The organism is Lysinibacillus sp. NPDC047702, assembly GCF_050272555.1.
In the GTDB taxonomy this organism is placed as follows: Bacteria; Bacillota; Bacilli; order Bacillales_A; family Planococcaceae; genus Lysinibacillus.
Map to the genome: position 1 here is coordinate 43,317 of NZ_JBNNMG010000003.1, position 22,069 is coordinate 65,385.

General features: G+C 36.7%; 26 protein-coding genes. 11 read left to right on the plus strand and 15 right to left on the minus strand.

Translation table 11 applies throughout. The features are described from left to right. Positions 1 to 92: 92 nt before the first annotated feature. From ACQKIM_RS02405 to ACQKIM_RS02415, 3 genes are read left to right on the plus strand one after another with little or no spacing between them, the layout of a single operon-like run. The gene (locus tag ACQKIM_RS02405) at positions 93 to 1,523 is read left to right on the plus strand and encodes an ABC transporter permease (RefSeq protein ID WP_427538520.1); all 1,431 of its coding nucleotides are present in this window, start codon (positions 93 to 95) and stop codon (positions 1,521 to 1,523) included. A gap of 13 nt (positions 1,524 to 1,536) precedes the next feature. Then, the gene (locus ACQKIM_RS02410; RefSeq protein WP_427538523.1) at positions 1,537 to 3,033 is read left to right on the plus strand and encodes an ABC transporter permease; all 1,497 of its coding nucleotides are present in this window, start codon (positions 1,537 to 1,539) and stop codon (positions 3,031 to 3,033) included. Positions 3,034 to 3,048: 15 nt separating this feature from the next. Then, the gene (locus ACQKIM_RS02415; RefSeq protein ID WP_427538526.1) at positions 3,049 to 4,848 is read left to right on the plus strand and encodes an ABC transporter substrate-binding protein; all 1,800 of its coding nucleotides are present in this window, start codon (positions 3,049 to 3,051) and stop codon (positions 4,846 to 4,848) included. A gap of 173 nt (positions 4,849 to 5,021) precedes the next feature. Here ACQKIM_RS02415 and ACQKIM_RS02420 read toward each other — a convergent pair whose 3' ends face one another. Both ACQKIM_RS02420 and ACQKIM_RS02425 read right to left on the minus strand, forming a co-directional pair. After that, positions 5,022 to 5,228 (minus strand): transcription initiation factor TFIIIB, encoded by a 207-nt coding sequence (locus ACQKIM_RS02420; protein ID WP_427538529.1) that lies wholly within the window; start codon positions 5,226 to 5,228, stop codon positions 5,022 to 5,024. Between the two features lie 282 nt (positions 5,229 to 5,510). Next, positions 5,511 to 6,092 (minus strand): phosphatidylglycerophosphatase A family protein, encoded by a 582-nt coding sequence (locus tag ACQKIM_RS02425; protein WP_427538532.1) that lies wholly within the window; start codon positions 6,090 to 6,092, stop codon positions 5,511 to 5,513. A 112-nt stretch (positions 6,093 to 6,204) separates the two neighbouring features. Between ACQKIM_RS02425 and ACQKIM_RS02430 the strand changes: the two genes are divergently transcribed. The 3 genes from ACQKIM_RS02430 to ACQKIM_RS02440 all read left to right on the plus strand — a co-directional run bounded on the left by ACQKIM_RS02430 (position 6,205) and on the right by ACQKIM_RS02440 (position 7,955). Beyond that, positions 6,205 to 6,924: an alpha/beta hydrolase gene (locus ACQKIM_RS02430; protein WP_427538535.1), complete on the plus strand. Its 720-nt coding sequence runs from the start codon at positions 6,205 to 6,207 to the stop codon at positions 6,922 to 6,924. Positions 6,925 to 7,007: 83 nt separating this feature from the next. Next, positions 7,008 to 7,523 carry a YjcG family protein gene (locus tag ACQKIM_RS02435; RefSeq protein WP_427538538.1) on the plus strand — a complete coding sequence of 172 codons (516 nt, stop codon included), beginning with the start codon at positions 7,008 to 7,010 and terminating at the stop codon, positions 7,521 to 7,523. 3 nt (positions 7,524 to 7,526) lie between these two features. Beyond that, positions 7,527 to 7,955, plus strand: coding sequence for a GNAT family N-acetyltransferase (locus tag ACQKIM_RS02440; protein WP_427538541.1), 429 nt, complete (start codon positions 7,527 to 7,529; stop codon positions 7,953 to 7,955). A 152-nt stretch (positions 7,956 to 8,107) separates the two neighbouring features. On the opposite strand, the gene ACQKIM_RS02445 is transcribed toward ACQKIM_RS02440, so the two are convergent. From ACQKIM_RS02445 to ACQKIM_RS02470, 6 genes are all read right to left on the minus strand, one after another. Then, complete coding sequence (locus tag ACQKIM_RS02445) at positions 8,108 to 8,356, minus strand: stage VI sporulation protein F (protein ID WP_283870892.1); 249 nt, start codon at positions 8,354 to 8,356, stop codon at positions 8,108 to 8,110. Positions 8,357 to 8,489: 133 nt separating this feature from the next. Next, positions 8,490 to 8,681 carry a YjcZ family sporulation protein gene (locus ACQKIM_RS02450; RefSeq protein ID WP_427538546.1) on the minus strand — a complete coding sequence of 64 codons (192 nt, stop codon included), beginning with the start codon at positions 8,679 to 8,681 and terminating at the stop codon, positions 8,490 to 8,492. Between the two features lie 65 nt (positions 8,682 to 8,746). Beyond that, on the minus strand, positions 8,747 to 9,106 hold the full coding sequence (gene spoVAE, locus ACQKIM_RS02455) for a stage V sporulation protein AE (RefSeq protein WP_427538883.1): 360 nt from the start codon (positions 9,104 to 9,106) through the stop codon (positions 8,747 to 8,749). A 16-nt stretch (positions 9,107 to 9,122) separates the two neighbouring features. After that, on the minus strand, positions 9,123 to 10,118 hold the full coding sequence (locus ACQKIM_RS02460; RefSeq protein ID WP_427538549.1) for a stage V sporulation protein AD: 996 nt from the start codon (positions 10,116 to 10,118) through the stop codon (positions 9,123 to 9,125). Next, a complete protein-coding gene (gene spoVAC, locus ACQKIM_RS02465) occupies positions 10,112 to 10,567 on the minus strand; it encodes a stage V sporulation protein AC (protein WP_427538552.1) in 456 nt (151 codons plus the stop codon). The genes ACQKIM_RS02460 and spoVAC overlap by 7 nt, the downstream gene beginning before the upstream one ends. Next, on the minus strand, positions 10,568 to 10,969 hold the full coding sequence (locus tag ACQKIM_RS02470) for a YhcN/YlaJ family sporulation lipoprotein (protein ID WP_427538555.1): 402 nt from the start codon (positions 10,967 to 10,969) through the stop codon (positions 10,568 to 10,570). It lies immediately after the preceding gene. Positions 10,970 to 11,102: 133 nt separating this feature from the next. Between ACQKIM_RS02470 and ACQKIM_RS02475 the strand changes: the two genes are divergently transcribed. Next, the gene (locus ACQKIM_RS02475; RefSeq protein WP_427538558.1) at positions 11,103 to 11,627 is read left to right on the plus strand and encodes a CotY/CotZ family spore coat protein; all 525 of its coding nucleotides are present in this window, start codon (positions 11,103 to 11,105) and stop codon (positions 11,625 to 11,627) included. Between the two features lie 66 nt (positions 11,628 to 11,693). Here the strand turns inward: ACQKIM_RS02475 and ACQKIM_RS02480 are convergent, their stop codons facing one another. The 6 genes from ACQKIM_RS02480 to ACQKIM_RS02505 form a co-directional block, all read right to left on the minus strand. Beyond that, entirely contained in the window at positions 11,694 to 12,095 is a 402-nt protein-coding gene (locus tag ACQKIM_RS02480) for a hypothetical protein (protein WP_427538561.1), read from the minus strand. A gap of 53 nt (positions 12,096 to 12,148) precedes the next feature. Next, positions 12,149 to 13,525: a magnesium transporter gene (gene mgtE / locus ACQKIM_RS02485; protein WP_427538564.1), complete on the minus strand. Its 1,377-nt coding sequence runs from the start codon at positions 13,523 to 13,525 to the stop codon at positions 12,149 to 12,151. Positions 13,526 to 13,895: 370 nt separating this feature from the next. Beyond that, on the minus strand, positions 13,896 to 14,804 hold the full coding sequence (locus tag ACQKIM_RS02490; protein WP_427538886.1) for an RluA family pseudouridine synthase: 909 nt from the start codon (positions 14,802 to 14,804) through the stop codon (positions 13,896 to 13,898). Position 14,805: 1 nt separating this feature from the next. Further along, positions 14,806 to 15,600: an NAD kinase gene (locus ACQKIM_RS02495; protein ID WP_427538567.1), complete on the minus strand. Its 795-nt coding sequence runs from the start codon at positions 15,598 to 15,600 to the stop codon at positions 14,806 to 14,808. Then, a complete protein-coding gene (locus ACQKIM_RS02500; RefSeq protein ID WP_283870885.1) occupies positions 15,597 to 16,268 on the minus strand; it encodes a GTP pyrophosphokinase in 672 nt (223 codons plus the stop codon). Before ACQKIM_RS02500 ends, ACQKIM_RS02495 begins: the two co-directional genes overlap by 4 nt. 62 nt (positions 16,269 to 16,330) lie before the next feature. Next, positions 16,331 to 16,714, minus strand: coding sequence for a hypothetical protein (locus ACQKIM_RS02505; RefSeq protein ID WP_427538570.1), 384 nt, complete (start codon positions 16,712 to 16,714; stop codon positions 16,331 to 16,333). Between the two features lie 206 nt (positions 16,715 to 16,920). On the opposite strand from ACQKIM_RS02505, the gene ACQKIM_RS02510 reads away from it, so the two are divergent. The 4 genes from ACQKIM_RS02510 (at position 16,921) to ACQKIM_RS02525 (ending at position 19,816) form a co-directional block, all read left to right on the plus strand. Further along, entirely contained in the window at positions 16,921 to 17,520 is a 600-nt protein-coding gene (locus ACQKIM_RS02510) for a CYTH domain-containing protein (RefSeq protein WP_427538573.1), read from the plus strand. 31 nt (positions 17,521 to 17,551) lie between these two features. Then, the gene (locus tag ACQKIM_RS02515; RefSeq protein ID WP_427538576.1) at positions 17,552 to 18,301 is read left to right on the plus strand and encodes a lytic transglycosylase domain-containing protein; all 750 of its coding nucleotides are present in this window, start codon (positions 17,552 to 17,554) and stop codon (positions 18,299 to 18,301) included. Between the two features lie 305 nt (positions 18,302 to 18,606). Next, complete coding sequence (locus ACQKIM_RS02520) at positions 18,607 to 19,014, plus strand: globin (protein ID WP_427538579.1); 408 nt, start codon at positions 18,607 to 18,609, stop codon at positions 19,012 to 19,014. Next, the gene (locus tag ACQKIM_RS02525; protein ID WP_427538582.1) at positions 19,007 to 19,816 is read left to right on the plus strand and encodes a DsbA family protein; all 810 of its coding nucleotides are present in this window, start codon (positions 19,007 to 19,009) and stop codon (positions 19,814 to 19,816) included. The genes ACQKIM_RS02520 and ACQKIM_RS02525 overlap by 8 nt, the downstream gene beginning before the upstream one ends. Positions 19,817 to 20,227: 411 nt before the next feature. On the opposite strand, the gene pepF is transcribed toward ACQKIM_RS02525, so the two are convergent. Then, on the minus strand, positions 20,228 to 22,039 hold the full coding sequence (pepF, locus tag ACQKIM_RS02530) for an oligoendopeptidase F (RefSeq protein WP_427538585.1): 1,812 nt from the start codon (positions 22,037 to 22,039) through the stop codon (positions 20,228 to 20,230). Positions 22,040 to 22,069: the final 30 nt, after the last annotated feature.

Below are 22,069 nucleotides of genomic sequence, written 5' to 3' on the forward strand. Positions count from 1 at the left end.
TCTATAACGAGTCAGCGAGATATTGCATAAACTAATCAGTAATGAAGGCTTAATTGCTTAAAACTTACTTAACTTACGTTTGGAGGAAATGCATGGATATATCAAACAATCATTCAGCAACTACAGAACATGTATTCTTTTTCACGGTTTATCAAAAGCTCAAAACTCAAAAACTCTATAATATGTTGCTCTTTCTTTTAAGTATTTTGGTCCATCCAATTACATACTATTTCTATCGAAAAAGAAAACAATCACAACAATACAAACAAGCTTTTGAACAACGGTGGCTGTACTACGAGGAAAAAGGTTTATTGGCAAAATGGCAATCTACATTTGCAGAACAAGAATTATCAAAGGCTACATTCTTTCATGAAACAGTATCTGAAAAGCAAATACAGGAGACAGCTTCTAGATTAGCTCAAGCAAAAATCCAGCAATTTATTGAGCAGGATTTATTAAAGGAAGGCATAGAGGATCTCTCATATTTACAGTTTTTTAGTGAACAACTAAAAAATAGAAAATTCCTGTCTTTTACGTTTTTACCTGCTGCTTTATTTTATGTAGTACTCCTTTTATATGCGAATCCATTTCTACAATTCATCATTGAACGAATACTACAAAGCTTCATTGTTATTGTAGGAGTGGCTACACTAGTTTTTACAATTTTGTATTTGTCTCCATTCGATCCCGCAAGAAATTTATTAGGGGTCGAGGCAACGGCTGAACAAATTGCAAATTTTAATCGCATTCACGGCCTAGATCAACCTTATTTCTCTCAGCTGTGGAATGCTTTATCTGGTCTATTCACTTTCGATTTAGGTACTTCCTTTGCAGGGAAAGAAGACATTACTCACAGTATTGCAAATAAATTTCCTGTCACACTTGAAATTGCCGTCCTTTCATTGTTAATGGCAATTGCTATTGCCATTCCGGTTGGCATTATTTCAGCGGTTCGTCCAAATTCCTATTTGGATTATACATTTATGTTCATTGCTTTAATCGGACTATCTATTCCAAGCTTCTGGCAGGGCTTGATCTTTATTTTGACGTTCGCGCTAAAGCTACAGTGGTTACCAGCTACATATAATCCGCAAAACTGGTTATCTCTAATTATGCCAGTAATAGTTTTAGGTACATCTATTACTGCTTCTATTGCCCGTATGACTAGATCGAGCATGCTTGAGGTTATACATGAGGATTACATTATTACAGCAAAGGCCAAAGGTTTAAATGAATTTAAAGTCATTTCAAAGCATGCGATTCGTAATGCCATGATTCCTATTATTACAGTAATCGGGCTTCTCTTCGGCGGCATGTTAGGAGGGGCATCAGTTACAGAAAAGGTTTTTAATATCAGTGGTATTGGTAGCTATATCGTTGACAAACAGTTTATCCCTGATATCCCAGCGATTCTAGGTGGGGTCGTATACATCGCTATTACAATTTCGATTGTTAACCTCTTCATTGATATTTTGTATGCCTTTTTCGATCCGCGCATTCGCTCAAAAATGAAGAAGTCTTAAAGGGGGAGCATCTGTGAAAAACATCTTACATGTCAAACTACTCTTGAAGATTACACAGGAATATGTCAATGCTCATTTTACATTTGTCTTTTCCTTCCTGTTTTCTTTATTGTTTCTAGCTTATAGCTACGATTTCTCTAACCAAAGCTGGCGGCCAATTGTATGTACCTTTTTCATAATTTATGCGATTACCACCGCTTATGTTGGTTTCCTAACTGTTCGAATCAAACAGAATTTAGCAAAGCTAGGAGAGATTAAAAAAAGCACTCGTCTCCTTGGATATCCATTATTTTTAACAGTAGCTACAGGTAATATTTTCTCAGCATCATTTGCTTTTATGCTTGTGTCTAAGAAAAAGACAGCTGAATATACTTTTGCTGCGTATGCACTTATTACACAGCTATTCATCATCGGTATTTCAGCACTTAACCTGTTTAAGCCGTATGTAACAGATACCTTTTTAGTTGCGATGGGGCTTTTCCTGTGTCTTGCACTTTTTTATATTGTGATGCTAATTTTATGTAACAAATTTGTTACACCAAAATCTGCTCCAAAATGGATGCTGTTGCCTGGTATATTGCTGTTATTTGCAACTCTTACTGGCAATCTTTTTGCAACATTCCTAGGTTATAGCCTTATTCAAAAGGCACGAAAGACAAATCCATCATCCATAGAAAAATGGCAAAACATTTGGGAAAAGATTTTACGTAATACCATGGCCGTTTTCGGGTTATTTTTCATAGTTTTAATATTTTCATTATCTGTCACAAGCTCGTGGACATTTGACTATGATTTGGCTACGGAAAATAACTATGGTGCTTTGCTACAAACACCGTCACTGGAATACCCACTTGGCACTGATAATTATGGCAGAGATTTATTTTCTCGCATTATTTTCGGTGCACAAATATCGTTGATTGTTGGCTTTTTCTCAACCATTATTCCCGCACTTATTGGGGGGGTGCTTGGAGCGTTTTCAGGTTTTTATGGCAAAGCTACAGACAACATTATCATGCGTAGCCTTGATATTTTATATGCGATTCCTGGTATTTTATTAGCTATTGCGATTATTGCTGCTTTTGGAGCCAATACGGTTAATTTAATCATTGCTCTTAGTGTTGGAGCTATTCCTACATATGCTCGTACAATGCGAGCTAATGTTATGCAGCTTGCTAATTTCGAATTTGTGGAATCAGCTAGAGCATTAGGTGCTTCTGATGCCTCAATCATCTTTAAGCATATCGTTCCTAATTCATTAGCACCAATGATTGTTAAAGCAACTCTAACAATTGGTGGAGCTGTTATTTCAACAAGTAGTTTAAGTTTTTTAGGGCTTGGCATTGAGCCACATATCCCTGAATGGGGCAATATTTTAAAGGTTGGTAGTACGTACCTGGAAACACACTCCTATGTTGCGATTTTCCCAGGTCTTTGTATTATGCTTCTCGTTCTTTCCTTTAATTTCTTAGGGGATGGATTACGGGATGCTTTAGATCCAAAAACAAATTAAGATGGAGGTTCTTACATGAAGAGATTACTTATATTGTTATTCATAGCAGTATTAGCACTGTCCGGCTGTGTTCAAACAAAAAAGGACGTAGAAGGCAATAAAGATTCAAAAGGAAAAGGCAATTCAACAATTGAACTATTAGGCATGTCCGCTTCTGAAGAGGATATGAATATTGTACGAGATCAATTAGTGAAAAATGGCTTTGATGTAAAACTCAACATTCAGCCTGATTATGGTTCATTCTCTGCCCAAAAAGAGGCGGGCAATTATGATTTAGCACTTTCTAGCTGGACAACAGTTACAGGAAATCCTGATTATGCTGTTCGTGGTTTATTTAAAACGGGTGGTGACTATAGTGTTGTTGCTGACTCGAAATTAGATGCTTTAATTGATGAAGCAAGTACATTAACTGGTGATGAAGCTGCCGCAAAATATAAAGAATTAGAGCAGCTATTAGTTTTCGATCAGGCATATATTGCGCCTTTATATATTTCTAATAAGTATCAAGGCATATACTCTGAATTAGTGAATCCAAAAACTGTTCATTTATCTAAATCGCGTGCACAAGTTTGGGAAAGCATTGAATTTAATGATGCATCTAAAAATGCGACAGAACCATTGATTTTACACCAAACACTAGATTCTTTAACATCACTTGATCCGATTAAAGGTAATGACGGCTCAATCAATACATTGAATACAAATATGTATGTTCGACTTGTCAACTTAACGGATACAGATGAAGTTGTGTCAGATGGATCACTATCTTATAACCATGCAACTGCTGAAGGTAATCAAGAGTATTACTTTATTTTACGTGATGATATTCACTTCGCGGCTATCAAGGATGGTGTTGCAGTAGATACAGGTGAATTAGTGTCTGGGGAAGATGTTGTATTCTCATTAAATCGTGCAAAAGATTCAACATCAGTACCTGATCACCGTACTTATAGTATCCACGAAAACATCGAATCTGTAGAAATTGTTTCAGATTTAGCAGAATTACAAAATAAAAAAGTATCAGGATCAGACCAATCTATTTTAGATGTACTTTCTCAAAACCTACCTGCTTCTGTAACACAATTAGCAAAAGATAAGGGTGCTGTAAAAAATGCAACAGGTACTTACCAGGTTGTAAAAATTACAACACCGACTCCATTCCCTCAGGTGTTAAATTATTTAGCACACCAATCTGGCGGGATTGTATCTGAGAAACAAGTAACAAGTATCAATACTTATGATGTAGCTAGCTATAATCCAGATAAGGATATCGCATATGGTGATCAAGCAACAGTAACAGAGGGTACATCAACATATAACAACCATTTATATGCAAGCGGACCTTACATTCTTGTGAAGAAAAATGATTATGAAGCACAATTTGTGAAAAACCCAGCATACCGTGTTGGTAGTGAGTTTGAACCAAAAATTGCGAAAATCAATGTTCGTTTCATCGCGGATAATGATAGTGCCCTATCTGCACTTCGTAATGGAGAAATCCACGTACTTCAGACAGTACCTGAAACAAAGCTTGATATAGTAAAATCTGATAATAAATTAACTTTAAATACTGCTGACAGTAACGCTGTATCATATTTACAAATGAATACTTCAGGCCGTGCCGTATCTGATTCAGTGGACTTACGTAAAGCTATACTATACTCCATCAACCAGGATGAATTTATAAGCTACTACCAAGGCAATAAAAAACCTGCTGTATCTACTGTTTCACCATTAGTTAACACTGGATTAGAGCTTAAGGCTGACAGCGAAAAAGTAAAAGAGTTTTTAAAAGCCTATAATGACGCAAAGTAATCTTTCCATGCAATAAATTAAATAAAGCTATTTAACGTTTTAAAAGCTCAAACCCCGTTCTAAATGTAGGACGGGGTTAAAAATATGATTTTTTAATAAATCGCATTCGTTACTTGATTAATTTCATCTTCATTAAGGAAAGCCTCTTATGTAGTTTTATTTACAATACTTCCTCAAAAAAGTGTACCCTTAAATTTCTCTGGTTTTTTTACATAGCCTTCGATTATAAAACCACATTCTGTGCAAATAATATATTCAATATCCGAACCTAAACTCATCTTACCGTCCGGGTACATTGTCCCATATCCACTATGCTTGCCTTTCCCCAACTCCTTCCCACCACATTTTGGACATTCAATTACATTCGAAGAATTCTTCAATATATACCCCTCCCCTTTTATATGAGAACCAACCATTTTTCTGATAATTCTACTACCTATTAATACGAACGATCTGTAAATTTGTTCCATTTTATTCAACAATTTTGTAATTAAGAGCTTCATTTTTGTTAAACAATCTGCCCCGATTATTGAATGTTTCGCATTCTTTAAACAACTTTTTTTCACTTTACATAAACATACAAAGTAGAATTCTAACCATACTAAAACAGAGCCTCTTCAATTAAATTTGAGGAGGCTCATTACTATTTCGTAAACACTATGTTAAATCTCATTATGTGATTTTGGTTTTGGCCCTAGCTCCTGTGGTTCAATGTCTGCAAATGTCTCGCCCTCTTCTTCCAAATCGCGCATACGATGTGCAATACGTGAGGCGGCAGATGCTGCGATGCTACCAACCAAATCATCTAAAAACGTATTGACATGATGCCCAGGATCCGTATCGAGTTTTTTTATAATACCAATTTTTTGTTTGTCTAGGTGTCCGAAAGTTGTTACTGCTATGCTGCCATATGTAAAAACAGATCCGAGTGCGATTGTTTCATCCACACCAAATAATCCTTCATCAGATTCAATTATTTGCTGTAATGGTGCTGATAATAATTTTTTCTCAGCAAGTTCATCTAATTCAATGCCTACCAATAAAGCGTGTTGAACTTCACGTTTACGTAAAACCCGCTCGACAGAATGAACGCAATGCTCTAATGTTAAGCCTTCATTATAGGTTTTTTGCATTTCATAAACGATCTCTGCAATATCCTCCAGTGTTACACCGCGACGAATGAGTGCAGCTTGAGCTGCCTTTGCTACTTCATCAGAGTGTATTCGACTACTTTTATCATGCATAACTAACCCTCATTTCGTTTTTATTGCTAGTATAAGTCTAGCCCAACCTATTATACCTTTACTTTGGTAATATGGTACAATTTTGTTACAAACACAAGAAGGAGTGTCACCATTGGATAAGGGAACTGTACAGGATTTAAAGTTCTATAGTGAAGCATTACAGGAGGAATTACAGCTTTATATTTATGTTCCTGCTAATTATTCACCACTATATAAATATAACATTTTGATTGCATCTGATGGCCGGGATTACTTCCAGCTTGGGGGTATTACAAAGCTTGCTGATGAGCTGATTGATGACTATGAAATCGAAAATTTAATTATTGCATTCGTTCCTTATAAGGATATTAAGGATCGACGCCACAAATATATTCCAAGTGGAGAACAGCACGAAGCCTATCTGCGTTTTTTAGCCCATGAGCTTGTGCCATATTTAGATGCTGAATATGCAACCTACCAGATGGGAATGAGTCGTGCAGTAATTGGTGATTCGATGGCTGCAACCGCTTCCTTAATGGTCGCATTAAAATACCCAAGTATTTTTGGTAAGGTCATTATGCAATCACCCTATGTAGATGAGGATGTTCTGAAGGCTGTAGAGAATTTTAAAGATCCAGGGGCGATTTCTATCTATCACATTGTTGGCAAGGGAGAAGATAAAGTTGTAACGATGGACAAAACCGTAAAAGATTTTTTAACACCTAATCGTCAACTGCATAATCTCATGCTTAGCAAAGGATTTTCTACATTTTATGATGAATTTGAAGGCAATCATACGTGGAAATACTGGAAGCCTGATTTAAGACGTGCATTGATAGAAAATTTCAATTAATCTTAGGCGATTCAAATTACGAAAAGGTAAAAATCTGTTATACTTAATTAGAAAAATTGTTTATTTTCGGGAGGTAATGGACTATGAAGTACGGTATTGTGGCATTTCCATCAAAAAAATTGCAAGATTTAGCGAACACTTATCGCAAACGTTACGATCCTCATTATGCGCAAATTACTCCGCATATGACGTTAAAAGACAGCTTTGATGCTACGGAAGAAGATATTCAATCCATCGTAAAGCAATTAGATGAGCTTACTGCCAATTATGCACCTTTAAATATTCATGCATCACGCATAAGTTCGTTTTTCCCAACAACCAATGCGATTTATTTCCGCATTGAACCAACTGAACAGTTAGTAGCATTCAACGAAGCTATACAAGAAAAAGTACCATTCGGCGAACCAAAGCATGTCTTTGTCCCACATATTACAATTGCACAAAAAATGACAGACTCTGAGCACGATGATATTTTTGGACAATTACGTATGACGGGCGTTGATGAAAAAGATACGATTGACCGCATTCATCTACTATATCAATTAGAGGACGGCTCATGGACAACTTATGAAACATTCCGATTGACTGGAGCTGAGTAAGTTTTGTACAACGTAAAGATAGTGGAAACAAAGAAAGAACATGATGATGCGTTTGCAGTCCGCAAAAAAGTTTTTGTAGAAGAACAAGGTGTTCCTCTTCATCTTGAATGTGATGCAGAGGATGCAACCGCAACGCATTTCATTATGTATGAGGGCGACAATCCTGTTGGTGCTGCACGTTTACGCAGTATTGAAAATGATGCTGTGAAAATTGAACGTGTTTGCATTTTACAAGATCAACGCGGAAAAAAACTGGGTGCTTTAATTATGAAGGAAATGGAGAAACACGCCATTTCCATGAATAAGCTAAAACTAAAGCTCCATGCCCAAAGCTATGCTATCCCTTTTTATGAGAAGCTTGGCTACACAGTCACTTCACCTGAATTTATGGATGCTGACATTCCGCATCGTGCTATGGAAAAAGAGATTTAACAAATAGGTGTTACGATAATGCTGCAGCATATCGTAACACCCTTTTTATTTCTCTACACTGTTTAAAAGATTGATTTATAAATGAACATTCATTTAACCAATCCTTATCTTGTCTTATTTGACATATTTTCTTGCATAATAGTAAATTCATACTATTTCATCATTCTAGTAATTTTATCTAAATCTAGTGAAGCTCCATCTTGAATAATAGATTGTACTAATTTATCCTCAAGCTCTTGAGTTATTTGTCTATTGGATACCTTAGCTACACGTCGTACGATTTTTCTTACTTGTTTTTCGCTTTTAAAATCTGCATGTTGAATAGCATTTGCTAATGCGAAGATTTCCTCCATTGATACTCCTGTTTTTTGTTCAATTGAATTAAAAAACGAGCGATTCATGTTTCCCCTCCTATCATTACAATTCAGTTTAATTCTCACTATTGTATGCATGTCATAGCAACTAGTGAAGGCTTTAACTTGTTTTAGAAATGTTACTCCAAAGAAAAGTTAAAGCCCTTTATCTAATGTCACATTAATTTACGAAAGTAGCGCCTACAATAATTAAAAGAATGAAAAGTACAACAATTAGAACAAATGTTGAACTATTGCCACCGCTATAGCCTCCATAGCAATAGCCACCATAGTCATTGCCTCCGCAATAATTATTGTTCCAGCTACCAACATTACCTCCATACGGTTGAGCGCACCAGCCTTGATATCCCATAAAAGCAACCCTCCCTTCTACAACCTATAATATGTTTTCGGTGTAGAAATGGGAGGGTTATTCGTCTAATCGATATTTCCTTTTGGTTTAAAAATTAATGCTCCAATAAAGCCAAAGATTATAGCTGCACTGATACCTGAACTTGTCACTTCAAACATACCCGTTAATACACCTACAAGCCCATGTTTTTCTGCCTCTGCAATTGCACCATGTGTTAATGAGTTTCCAAAGGACGTAATCGGCACAGTTGCTCCAGCTCCTGCAAAATCAATAATGGGTTCATACAATCCCATACCATCTAGTATGGCACCCACTACAACTAATGTACTTAATGTATGGGCTGGTGTTAATTTACCAACATCCATCATTAATTGACCCATAGCACAAATAATACCTCCGACAATAAATGCAAACACAAATGTCATTACCATAATTTTTGCCTCATTTCATTGTAATTTCAACTGCATGTGCCGTACACGGAATTGTTTCACCTTGCTGAAATGAAAGCGGAGATAGTAATGCCCCTGTTGCAACAAGAAGCACTCGCTTATAGGTACCCGCTCGCATTTGCTGGATAACGTAACTAAAAAAAACAGCTGCTGAACAGCCTGCACCACTTGCACCAGATTGGAATGCTTCATCCTGTCCATAAAACTCCGCACCTGCATCACGTAAAATCGTTAGCTCTTCATTTTTTATGCCACTATCCACAAGCATTCCCTTTAAAAGCTTCAAGCCAAGCTGACCTAAATCACCCGTTAAAATAAGATCATAATTGTATATTTTTTGATTACGCTGCTCTAAATGAGATTGGATCGTTTGAAAGGCAGCTGGCGCCATTGCCGCACCCATATGAAAAGGATCATCCATACCATAATCAATAGATTTTCCGACAGTCGCAGCCTCTATCGAAGGGTACTCCTCTCGATGCTTACCAATTATGGCATATCCAGCAGCAGTTACTGTCCATTGTGCGGTTTGGGGCTTTTGCGAGCCATAATTAACGGGATAACGGAATTGCCTCTCTATAGCATTATGCTGACTCGATGCTCCAGCTAATGATAAATTGGCTGCACCAACCTCTGTTAAAAGACTCGCTACAATAACTGAAGAAATGGAGGTCGCACAAGCAGAAAATAAGCCAATAAAGGGGATGGCTAAATCTCTAGCCGCAAAATTGGTTGGTGTCATTTGATTGACTAAATCACCACCCATTAAATAATCAATATCTGAATTATGCACCCCTGCTTTTTTTATGGCAAATTCACAGGCCTCCTCCACCATTTTCCGATGTCCCTGTTCATTAGTCTTCATTTGCCATCGTTCATCATCATAAATTGCATCAAAATATTGGCTAAATATGCTTCGTTTCTCAAGTGGACCTGCTACTACACCACCTGCTATTAAGGATGGCTTCGATTGAAAAATAATTACCATGAAACCACTCCTATCGTCACTAAAATATATTTAATAAGTGCAACAAAAAAGGCAGATACTACACCAAATAACACGACAGATCCAGCTAATTTAAATAAATTTCCACCAACACCAAGTACTAGTCCTTCTGATCGATGCTCAATAGCTGCTGAAATAACAGCATTACCAAAACCTGTGACAGGCACAGCTGAACCTGCACCAGCAAATTGACCAATTCTTTTATATAAGCCAAAGCCTGTTAAAATCATGGCGAAAAAGACCATTGTAGCAACTGTTGGATTTCCTGCTGTTGCTTCCGTAAAATTAAAGAAAATGATGTAGAACAGTGACACGGCTTGTCCAATCGTACAAATTAGGCCACCAACGAAAAATGCCTTTACAACATTCTTTAAAATAGGGGGCTTCGGCGTAACATTTTGTTCGAGCTGCTTATATTGCTCTTTTTCCACTTATGTCTCCTCCTTTGCAAGTTTTATCAATTCAGTGATTTTATCATTAAGTATATTGTTTTCAACTTTATCCTTTTTTATTTTATTGGCTTCATAATAAATTTTATAATCAGCTGAAACAAAAACTTCTTTATTTGGATATTTCTTATCAAATTTCTTTTGTAATTTTTTTTCTAATTTAGTCTTTCTCCACTTATCCCATGGTTTAATTTGAACTGCTACAAGCATACTATCGTCATATTGAATAACCGTTGTTTTGTCCACATAGTCTTCTTTTAAAATGGATTCAACATCTTTTTCGTTTTCTGACGAACCGTAGATAACGAATTTTTCTTTTTCACCACAACCACTTAATAATGACAAACTGACTAATAGAGGTAACATTAATCCGAGTAGCTTCAAGTCTCTCCCTCCTTTTGTTTAAAGTTTCTCCATACATAAAAAAACTATTCATTTGTCGATACATACAAAAGCCCGAGTTCATTTTTCATAAGGACATATTGTAGAAGTAGTAACGAGGAAAGGAGGTGACAATATGGGTTGTGGTAAGCCAACAAATCCTATTGGACCAATCCAATCAGCAGGCTGCGTTTGTGACGTAGTTCGCGCTATATTAGATATTCAAAATCAAGCGGTGAGAGAAGAGTGTCAACCATGTACAGCTAACTGCTTCTTAGAACCACTTGGAGGCATTGTAAGTCCTGCACGTTCTCACGCAGATACACGTGTATTCATGTTAATTACAAAAGATGGTACTCCATTTAAAGCATTCTTTAATTCTCCAACAGCAGATCCATGTATCTGTACATCTGTCTTCTTCCGTGTAGAAGATATGTTTGATGAGTGCTGTGCTACTTTACGTGTGTTAGAGCCTTTATGTTCCTTTGACTCTAGCGAAACTACAGTAGATTTATTGAGCCGCGATGGCTGCTGTGTCAACATGAAAAAAATCTGTAAAGTAGATGATTGGAATTCTACTGAGAGCTGTATCACTGTAGATTTATCTTGCTTCTGCGCAGTACAATGTATTGCTGATGTTGACTTAGGGATATGTGACTAAAATCTTTTCTCCTTTGACACACTACACATAAAAAAAGTGTACAGCATCCTCTGCTGTACACTTTTTTCATAGGGTCGGCAATTTTCTTCCTCGCCAAAATATTTGATCAATATCCTCAAAATATATAATCTCTTGTGTCTTAAATTCTAAAGAAGTAAGCTTCAATGAATCAATCTGTACTTCTGATGCTGAACCGCTTAATTTCCTGCCATCTTTTAAACAAATTAATAATGGCTGATACGCTTTTTGTCGAAATGGCTTTTCTAAAAACTGAAGTTGCTTTAGTAAATAGGGATCTATTTGTACTTCTTCGATCACTTCTTCTTTTTCCTCAAGAGGCTGCCCACTAAAATAGCCATCCTTTACATATACAGATGTACTTTCATCCAACTCAAGTTCATGTAACACCTTGGAAATATTCAGGAAATATGATGGTGATTTTATAAATAAGCGTGGCTCACGATCCACATTACTCACTTCCCTTTTTTTCATACAATATGCAAAAGTAAGTAATTTGGTTCTTAGCCTATTTGACTTAATAATGCTGTTGCCAAACCTAAGTAAATTAAAATACTTGTAATATCATTTAATGTTGTAATAAAAGGACCTGATGCAACGGCTGGATCAATTTTTAAGCGATGCATTAGAAGTGGGATAAAAGAGCCTGCAAGTGTTGCAACTAAAATAGAACCACATAATGCTGCCCCAACTAACATTCCTAATAAGAGCTCTTGCTTCCAAATATAGATAATGCCAATAACAATTACTCCGCATACTACTCCAGACATTAAGCCTGTGCCTGCTTCACGTGCTAATAATTTTAGCTTGCTATGTTCTTCTACATCACCTGTTGCGATTCCTCGTATCGCTACTGCTAAAGCCTGTGTTCCACTATTTCCAGAGGTACCTGAAATAAGTGGAATAAACACAGCAAGTAACGCAACTTTTTCTAATGTTGCCTCAAATTGCCCCATTAAATTTGCTGTAAGCATACCTAAAAATAGTAGTATCACAAGCCATGGCAAGCGTTTCTTTGCAGCTTGTAAGGAAGTCGTATCAAATTTATCCATATCGGAAATACCCGCTAATTTCGAGTAATCCTCTGATGCTTCTTCATCGATAACATCAATAATATCATCGACTGTAATAATACCCAGTAATTCTCCCTTATCATCAATAACTGGCGTTGCTAAGAAATTATAATCCTTCATAATTTGAGCAACCTCTTCTTGGTCATCTCCTGCATGCACCATCACGACACGTTCATTCATAATAGAACGTATTAACGTATCCTCATCTGCAATAATTAAGTCACGAAGAGAAATAACCCCTGTTAATCGATGCGCCTCATCGACAACAAAGATATAATAAATAGTCTCTGCATCTGGTGCCTCTTTCCGTAAGATGGCCATAGCTGAACGAACTGTCGAATTTTCTGGAATTGCTACATACTCTGTCGTCATAATTGAACCGGCTGTATATTCATCATAGCTAAGTAGCTCATTAATTTCTTCAGCCGTTTCCTCATCCATCATGCCTAAATAGCTTTCACGTTGCTCTGTATCTAATTCATTTAATACATCCGCTGCGTCATCTGCATACATATGCGAAAGCATTTCAGCACCATAAGAAGGTTCCATCTCAGCTAAATATGCTGTATATTCATCATCATCTATATCAATTGCCTCAAAAATATCAGCCATTTCAGTCGGAGCCAAGAATGAATAGATGATCTTCCTTATATCAGGTTCCACCTTCTCATAAAACGTTGCCTGATCATACGGATGAAGCTCTAAAAACTCTTCACGGAATGCATCAATATCATGTGCTTCCAGCATTTCTCGTAAATGTGCTTCGTCGAATTGCACATCATCCTTTTCATTTCTTTCCTCTATCATGCTTGTCCCCTCCTTCCGAGCATTTAATGATTAATAGGTTGTCGTAAATCTACCTTCTATATAATAGAGGGTATTATACCTTTTCTGCAAACCCTTTTTTTATTTCATAACAATTGAAACTAATCTCAAGCCAAAACTTCAATATTACTTACTATATTGACTTAGATATAGAACTTTATTTTACTATACCCTACAATGGCTATAATTTCTGTAAACATAACGTTAAGAAAAATTATTCACTATCATCAACCAGCGTTCATTATTCGCTACAGTAAAACGATAAGGAGATGCCCGATTGCGCGAACATCTCCTTGATTATTTAGCATTAGCTTTCACTGAAAATATTGTGACACTATGACTGATTATTTAGTCAAGCCAAGGAGTCATGAATTAATCGCTGCATATCTTCTTTTAATGCACTTGTAAAGTGGAGACTTTCTCCTGTCAACGGGTGGAGCATAGCTAAGGAGACACAATGCAGGGCTTGTCTATTTAACTGTTCTCGACTACCACCATAAAGTTCATCACCAATAAGCGGATGTCCTAGATACGCCATATGCACCCTTATTTGATGTGTACGACCGGTGTGAAGCTTTAATCTTATATGAGTCATAGGTATATTATCAAAACTAAAACGCTGTAAAACAGTCATATCCGTATGGGCAAATTGACCATCCTCACGTACCTCTCGCTCAATGATGCTTGTATCCTTCCGTCCGATAGGCGCAATAATGGATTGTCTATCCTGACCTACATGTCCATGCACAATTGCTTCATATTGTCGGGAAATTTCTCCACTGCGCTGTGCAAGTCCTGTTAAGTGATGAATATGAGCATGTTTAGCAATGCATAGCAAACCAGAAGTGTCACGATCGAGCCGCGTCACAATATGAGCAGTAGATGCTAGACCTTGTTGTTGAAAGTGACCGCATACAAGATTGGCTATGCTGTTAGAAGGATGCTCCCTTGAAGGAATCGTACTTTGATATGCTGGTTTATTAAGTACTAAAATAGCATCATCTTCATAAACAATGGAAAGATTACCATATTCAACAGTGAGACCTTCACTTTTCTCTTCAGGTGGAAACTTCACCTCCACCTGATCGCCAATGTGCAGGATATGTCTGACATTGCATTCCACATTATTGACTGTTAATAAGCCGCCATCAAATTTAATGGCTGTTAGCGCTCGCTTTGAGATACGCCACTCTTGTAAGGCCTCCCGAAGTATTTGACCTTCCCTTTCTGCAATAAAACGTAGCGTAAATCTTGTATCCATCTTATTCATTTGCGACAAAGGATTCATGAACCCGCTCCCAGAATGGGAATGGACGGAAACGGGCAAAGCGTACACGTTCATTTGCTACATTAAAGGCTATTGACTTCACATCTCCTTGTGTGACTTGTAAATGATCTACTGTCATATTAAAGTTTTGATCATTTACAGGACGTAATATACAGTGATGATGTGCTGGCAGTATTAATGGTGAACCAACTGTACGGAAAACGCGATTATTAATGGAAGCAATTTCAGTGATTTGAAGTGCTGCTAATGTTGGATGGATAATGGCTCCTCCAAGGGCTTTATTATAGGCAGTACTACCAGAAGGCGTTGACACACAAAGACCATCTCCACGGAAACGTTCAAATTGATTACCATTTAACTCTACATCCATCACTAGTGTAACATCAGGTGATTTTACTGTTGCCTCATTCAATGCTAAATACGTGTTAGATTCCGCATTATGATGCTCTACTTTTACTTCTAATAGAGGATACTCCACTACATTAAAATCCTTTTTGGCAATAGAAAGAACAAGTTTTTCTAATTCAGATGGCTTCCAGTCTGCATAAAAACCTAAGTGCCCTGTATGGATACCCACAAATGCAACTTGATCTAATAAATGTGAATAGCGGTGAAAGGCATGTAATAACGTACCGTCCCCACCTATAGAAACAACAATTTCTGGTGATTCCTCATCATAAGTTAGGCCAAAATCCTGTAAATATGTTTTGGCTAGCTCCATTAATTCGTTCGATTGTGCATCTCTACGTGATTGAATGGAAAATTTCATTGTGTGTCACGCTCCTTCTCTGATAGTAAATTAGGATTTGATGCTTCCTTGTATTCACTAAAGTAAGCCTGTGCTTCCTGAATCTCACTGCGGATAGATGACATTTCCTCATCCAAACGGAAAGCGGCCTCTGCAGCACTTTGAAGACGATTTTTTATTTCCTCTGGGAACATACCTTTATATTTATAATTTAATGAATGCTCAATAGATGCCCAGAAATTCATGGCTAGTGTTCGTATTTGAATTTCAGCCAAAACCACTTTTTTCCCCTGAATCGTCTCTACAGGATACTCAACAATCATATGATAGGAACGATACCCACTTGGTTTATTATGTGTAATATAGTCACGTTCTTCTACTACACGCATATCTTTACGTTGCCGTATAAGTTCCGTCACTGTCGAAATATCATCCACAAATTGACACATGATTCGAAGGCCGGCGATATCACCCAGCTCATCGCCTAATTGTTTAGATGGCTCAAAGGCTAGTCCTTTTTCTAATGTTTTGTCATATATACTAGCTAAAGGCTTTACACGTCCAGTGACAAATTCAATTGGTGAATTTGCATTGACAATACCAAACTGTGAGCGCATACCCTTTAACTTCACTTTTAATTCATCTACTGCTTGTTTGTAAGGACTTAAAAATATTTCCCATTGTCCCATCGCAAAAACCTCCCGACATTCGGTATCGAACAAAACCAACACCGTCTGTTCGTTTTGTCTTTTTATTCAGCGAGAATTGTCTTAAAGTGCTGCTCCACTGCTTGGACAAATTCTGCTCCATAATTGTAATTTCCTTCAATATTATACACGAGCATTTCTAATTCATCGTAGAAATTTATAAGTTCAATCACTTTTTCACCTAGTTGCAGTTTTGGATTTTGCTTTTTTTGTAAAATATGTACAAGATTCTCCCAACTACTCGGTGGAAAACGCAAGTAATGATAATCTTCTCCTGCATCAAGTAAATAAATAAAAGCAAAGTCATCAGAATCTGCTATTAATTGTGCAGCAGGTTTTAGCTGTAAATTTACTTCATTGTCGTTTAAACTAAAATGAAGCTGATCGTTTTCAAAATTCAATGTTTCAATTGTATAAATTTTACGCACACGTGGTTCCCCTTTTCGTCTTACTCTTCCTCTTATTTTATCATACAGGGTAAATAGTTGCAGTGTGTAAATGTTAAATCAAAAAATTATACTTTATTCAAAATAGCTATGTTGATCAGCAATTTGGATCTGTCCCACAGTTAACTTTCATTTTTTAATTGCCTTGAACAAAACGAGAAAAATAAAAATAGATAGGTGAACAAAATATGACACAACAACTTGAAATTGAATTTAAAAATCTTTTGACGAAGCAACAATACGAGCATTTACTGCAAGAATTTGGCATTCAAGAAAATGCTATTCATCGTCAAATAAATCATTATTTCGACACGCCTTCACACATGATAAAAAAAAGACAAAGTGGGCTACGTATTAGACAAATTGACAATTATTATGAATGTACGTTAAAAGAAAAAAGTGAAGAGCACACACATATAGAAACGACTGATGTATTAACTGCTGAGCAGGCTCAACAAATGTTAGAAGGTCAAGGCTTTTATGCACAGGAAGTAGCAAAAAAGCTAGCTCTCTATCAAATTCCTCTTGATGAACTAGCCGTTTTTGGATCACTGACAACTGATCGTGTTGAAATACCATACAAAGACGGACTTCTAGTTTTAGATCATTCTTTCTATTTGCAGTGTGACGATTATGAGGTAGAATATGAATCAAAAGATGCAACAAAAGGAAATGTGATTTTCGACGAATTTTTGCAGCAATATCATATTGACAAAAAAGATACAGATAAGAAAATCGCACGCTTTATGAAGGCTTTACAAACAGAAAATAATAATATGAATTGCTAAAACAATATCAAAAGAAAGGGTGACCAATTTCTTGGATATCCAATCAATTAAAACATTACTTGAAATTCAAGCATTGCAAACACTTGGAACGACAGAAAACTCTTCTAGCACCGTTACGGACAGCAGTTCCATATTTTCTGATATGATTGGCGAATTGCTTGGCGACGCTACAACCGCTAGTAATGCAAAATTTTCTAGTCTACTTGGATTAAATGGCTCCTCTGCACTTCCAAGTGACTTATCTGAAAATGCACAAGCTTTATTATATAAAGGTTCTAATGCCGTTTTCGTACCTGCCTATTTGCAAGCTGCATTAGCAAGCTCACAATCTAGTACAAAGCTTGATTCCTATGTTTCAGATGATGTTATCGGTTCACAAGCGTATGCTAATTCATTAACAGGAGCGAATAAATATGCTTCAATCATTGAAAAGGCAGCTACAACGTATAATGTACCTGAAAAGCTTATCGCTGCGGTTATCAAACAAGAATCTAACTTTAATCCTTTAGCGCTAAGTCATGCTGGAGCACAAGGTTTGATGCAATTAATGCCAAAAACAGCTCAGTATTTAGGCGTTTCAGATGCTTTTGATCCTGAGCAAAATATTATGGCTGGGGCAAAATATTTACGCCAAATGCTAGATAAATTCGATAATGATCCAACGCTGGCTTTAGCTGCTTATAATGCTGGAGCATCACGTGTTACAAAATATGGTGGTATTCCACCTTTCAAAGAAACACAGAATTATGTCAAAAAAGTGATGAATTACTTCACAGTTTAATAGCATAATCACTGTTATTACGATCTTTTTCAACAAATTTCACCCATGATGGTGAAATTTGTGCTTTTCTAGCAAAAAACAATTCGAAAGAGCGCTTTGTTTGTGTTAACGAAAAGACGTTGATAGAATGAAGGTAGTCACAAGAATTTCACATTTTTCTGATGACAAAGTGTCACTTCTGCCTTGGCGATAGTGTGTTGCGTTCAAACTTTCATCTCATCACCGTCAGAGTTGAGAGTCTTCTAGTGAATGAAGATACAAAAATTGTACTTTATGATATAAAGAATTAAAGGAGCATTTAACTTATGACTCGAAAATACACTGTTCCTTATGAGGAGCTGGGAGCTGAAAAACTGTCAGAACTCATTCATGCGTTCTATAAAAGAGTTGCACAGCATCCTGATCTTATTCCAATCTTTCCTAAAGATTTGACAGAGACAGCCCGCAAACAAATTCAATTTCAAACACAGTATTTAGGTGGTCCGAATCTTTTTACTGAGGAGCATGGACATCCAATGATGCGTGCACGTCATATGAATTTTCAAATTACACCCGATCGTGCTCAAGCATGGCTTGAATGTATGTCCGAAGCAATGGATGAAGTTGGCTTGGAAGGGAAGTTCCGCGAAACTTATTATCAACGTTTAGTTTTAACAGCTCATCACATGATTAATACGCCAAATGACGATGAGGGGGAATTGTTACGTGAATAATATTCAAATGCTACAAGAGCCAACTCCAGTGATTACTACTGCTAATAAGCCTATTGAATTGTATATTTTCGTAGATCCACTTTGTCCTGAAGCTTACAGTATGCAAGCCATTCTTCGTAAATTACAGCTTGAATACCACCATTACTTTACATGGCGCTTTGTCCTTAGCACAGAGCTTTCATCGTTGAATTGTCTCAGTAAGCGTGTAAAGGGATGTGTATCAGGTATTGAACTCGACATCAATCACCCTGTTTTGCCTTCTATCGCTATTAAAGCAGCTGAGTTACAGGGGAAACGTTCTGGTGCACGTTATTTGTCGAAATTACAAGAATATGTATTACTAAGCCATGAGGATGTAAATTCCTATGCTACCCTGTTAAAAATTGCAGAGGATGTTCAATTAGATATGAATGAATTCACTGCGGATTTTGGTTCAAAGGAAGCTGCACGTGCTTTCCAATGCGATTTATATATAAAACGCGAAATGGAAGTAGAAGAAGTGCCGAGTATTGTATTTTTCAATGAATGCATTGAAGATGAGGGTCTTAAAGTTAGCGGTAGCTATTCCTATGAAGTTTATGAACATATTTTACAAGAGATGCTAGACCAACAGCTTGTACGTCAACCATTACCAACAATAGAAGAGTTATTTTCGAAATTTCATACAATCTCAACAAATGAAGTGGCTTTCATCTACTCATTAACAGAGCAAGCAGCCGAACGTGAATTAAAGAAACGTATGCTTCAACAAAAGATTGAACGAATTCAGACAGATCACGCTACACTATGGCGTATTAAATAATGCAATTATACTATTATCTTAAAGAATAGAGACTCGACATTTTTGTTGGGTCTCTATTTTTTAATGATATATTTTTAATACAAATACAAGAAGCGTCTCTATCCTCGACAGATAGAGACGCTTCTTTTTCACAAAGGGGATGGGAGAAATGTTCACGTTCAAACAAAGGGGTGTATGTTTGTTTTGTGATTTATTTCACATGATTTACTTTATCACGGAATAATAAATATAGCAATGATACCGATAGTAGATTCACAAATTTGTCAAATAGAAAGCGATTACAGACAGTATTTTTCCAAGATGTGCACTTTCAAACATTTAGAAATCAAAAAAAATCATTATTCTTTTCTTTTTTATTCATCGACTTATGATAGAAAAAAGGCTGTAGTGATTTTCCTACAGCCTCCTCAATTAATTATTCAACAATAATTTTTCCAACTCATCTAAACGTTCTTCAAATACTTTACACGCATCATCAATTGGTTGTGCCACGTTCATATCAACACCTGCTGCCTTTAATACCTCAATCGGGAAGTCAGAGCAGCCTGCTTTTAAGAAATTATTAATATAACGTTCCACAGCTGGTGCTCCTTCTTCTAAAATTTGTTTACTTAATGCCGTTGCTGCTGATTTACCTGTAGCATATTGATAAACATAATAATTGTAATAAAAATGTGGGATACGTGCCCATTCTAAGCCAATTTCCTCATCTAAAACAATATCCTCACCAAAGTATTGTTTATTTAAATCATAATAAACCTCTGTTAAACGTTCTGCAGTTAAAGATTCACCATTCTTATCCATTTGATGGATTCGGTGTTCAAACTCCGCAAACATTGTCTGTCTGAAAACAGTGCTTCTAAAGCCATCTAACCAATGATTTAATAAATATATTTTTTGTTGCGGATCTTCAATAGTTTTTAGTAAATAATCATTTAACAGCTCTTCATTGCATGTTGAAGCTACTTCAGCTACAAAAATGGAATAATCTCCATAGACAAACGGTTGATTGTTACGCGAATAATAGCTGTGTACACTATGACCAAATTCATGAGCTAGTGTGAAGAGGTTATTCACATTGTCCTGCCAATTCATTAATATATATGGGTTTGTTCCATATGCACCTGATGAATAGGCACCACTGCGCTTCCCTTTGTTTTCCAGAACGTCTACCCAGCGGTTATCAAAACCACTTTGTACAATGCTTTGATATTCCTCACCAAGCGGCGCTAATGCTTTCACTAAAATATCCTTGGCTTCATCATAAGTGACCTTCATCTCAACTTCCTTAACAAGGGGTACAAATAAATCCCACATATGCAGCTCATCTACGCCTAATAGCTTTTTACGTAATGAAATATAACGCTGCATGGCTGGCAAATGTTTATGGATTGTTTCTACTAACTGATCATAAACATTTTCTGGAATGAAGTTATTGGACATTGCTGCCTGGCGAGCAGAATCATAATTTCGAATACGCGCACTGACATTGTGCTTTTTCACATTACCAGTTAATGTAGCCGAAAATGTATTTTTAAAATTGCCATACGTTTCGTACACTGCTTTAAAGGCATTTTCTCGGACAGAACGATCTTTACTTTCTAAAAACTTAATATAATTTCCATGTGTAAGCTGAACTTCTTCTCCCTCTTCGTTTTTCACTTTAGGGAAAACTAAATCAGCATTGTTTAACATGCCAAATGTATTTGAAGCTGTACCTGTTACCTCAGACATTTGTGCCAGTAATGCTTCTTGTTCTGCTGGCAAAATATGAGGACGAGCCATCGTTATTTCTTTTAAGGATTGTTTATATAGTTGTAGGTCTTTATTTTCCGCTAAATATTGTTCTATTGTCTCTTCGCTTAATGATAAAATCTCTGGTGTTAAAAACGACAGGGCAGCTGAGATGCTAGTCGCTAATGTTTGAATACGACTATTCATATCCTGATAGACGCTGTTCGTTGTGTCTTGGTCGTAACGCATATGGGCATATGTGTAAAGCTTCATTGCACGTTCATAAATATGGTCGTGAAAAGTTAGAACTGCTAATAAAGCGTCTGCTCCATTTTTTAAAGTACCTGCATAGCTAGGTGCCTTCTTGGCAATTTCTGCGACTTCCTTATACTCTTCTTCCCATAGAGCATCAGTTGCAAATATGTCTTCCAAGCGCCAAGTCAGCTCTTCTGGAACTTCATTTCTTACTAAAACTTTGTTACTAGCCATGTGTGCCAGCCCCCTTATTATGTGAGTTTT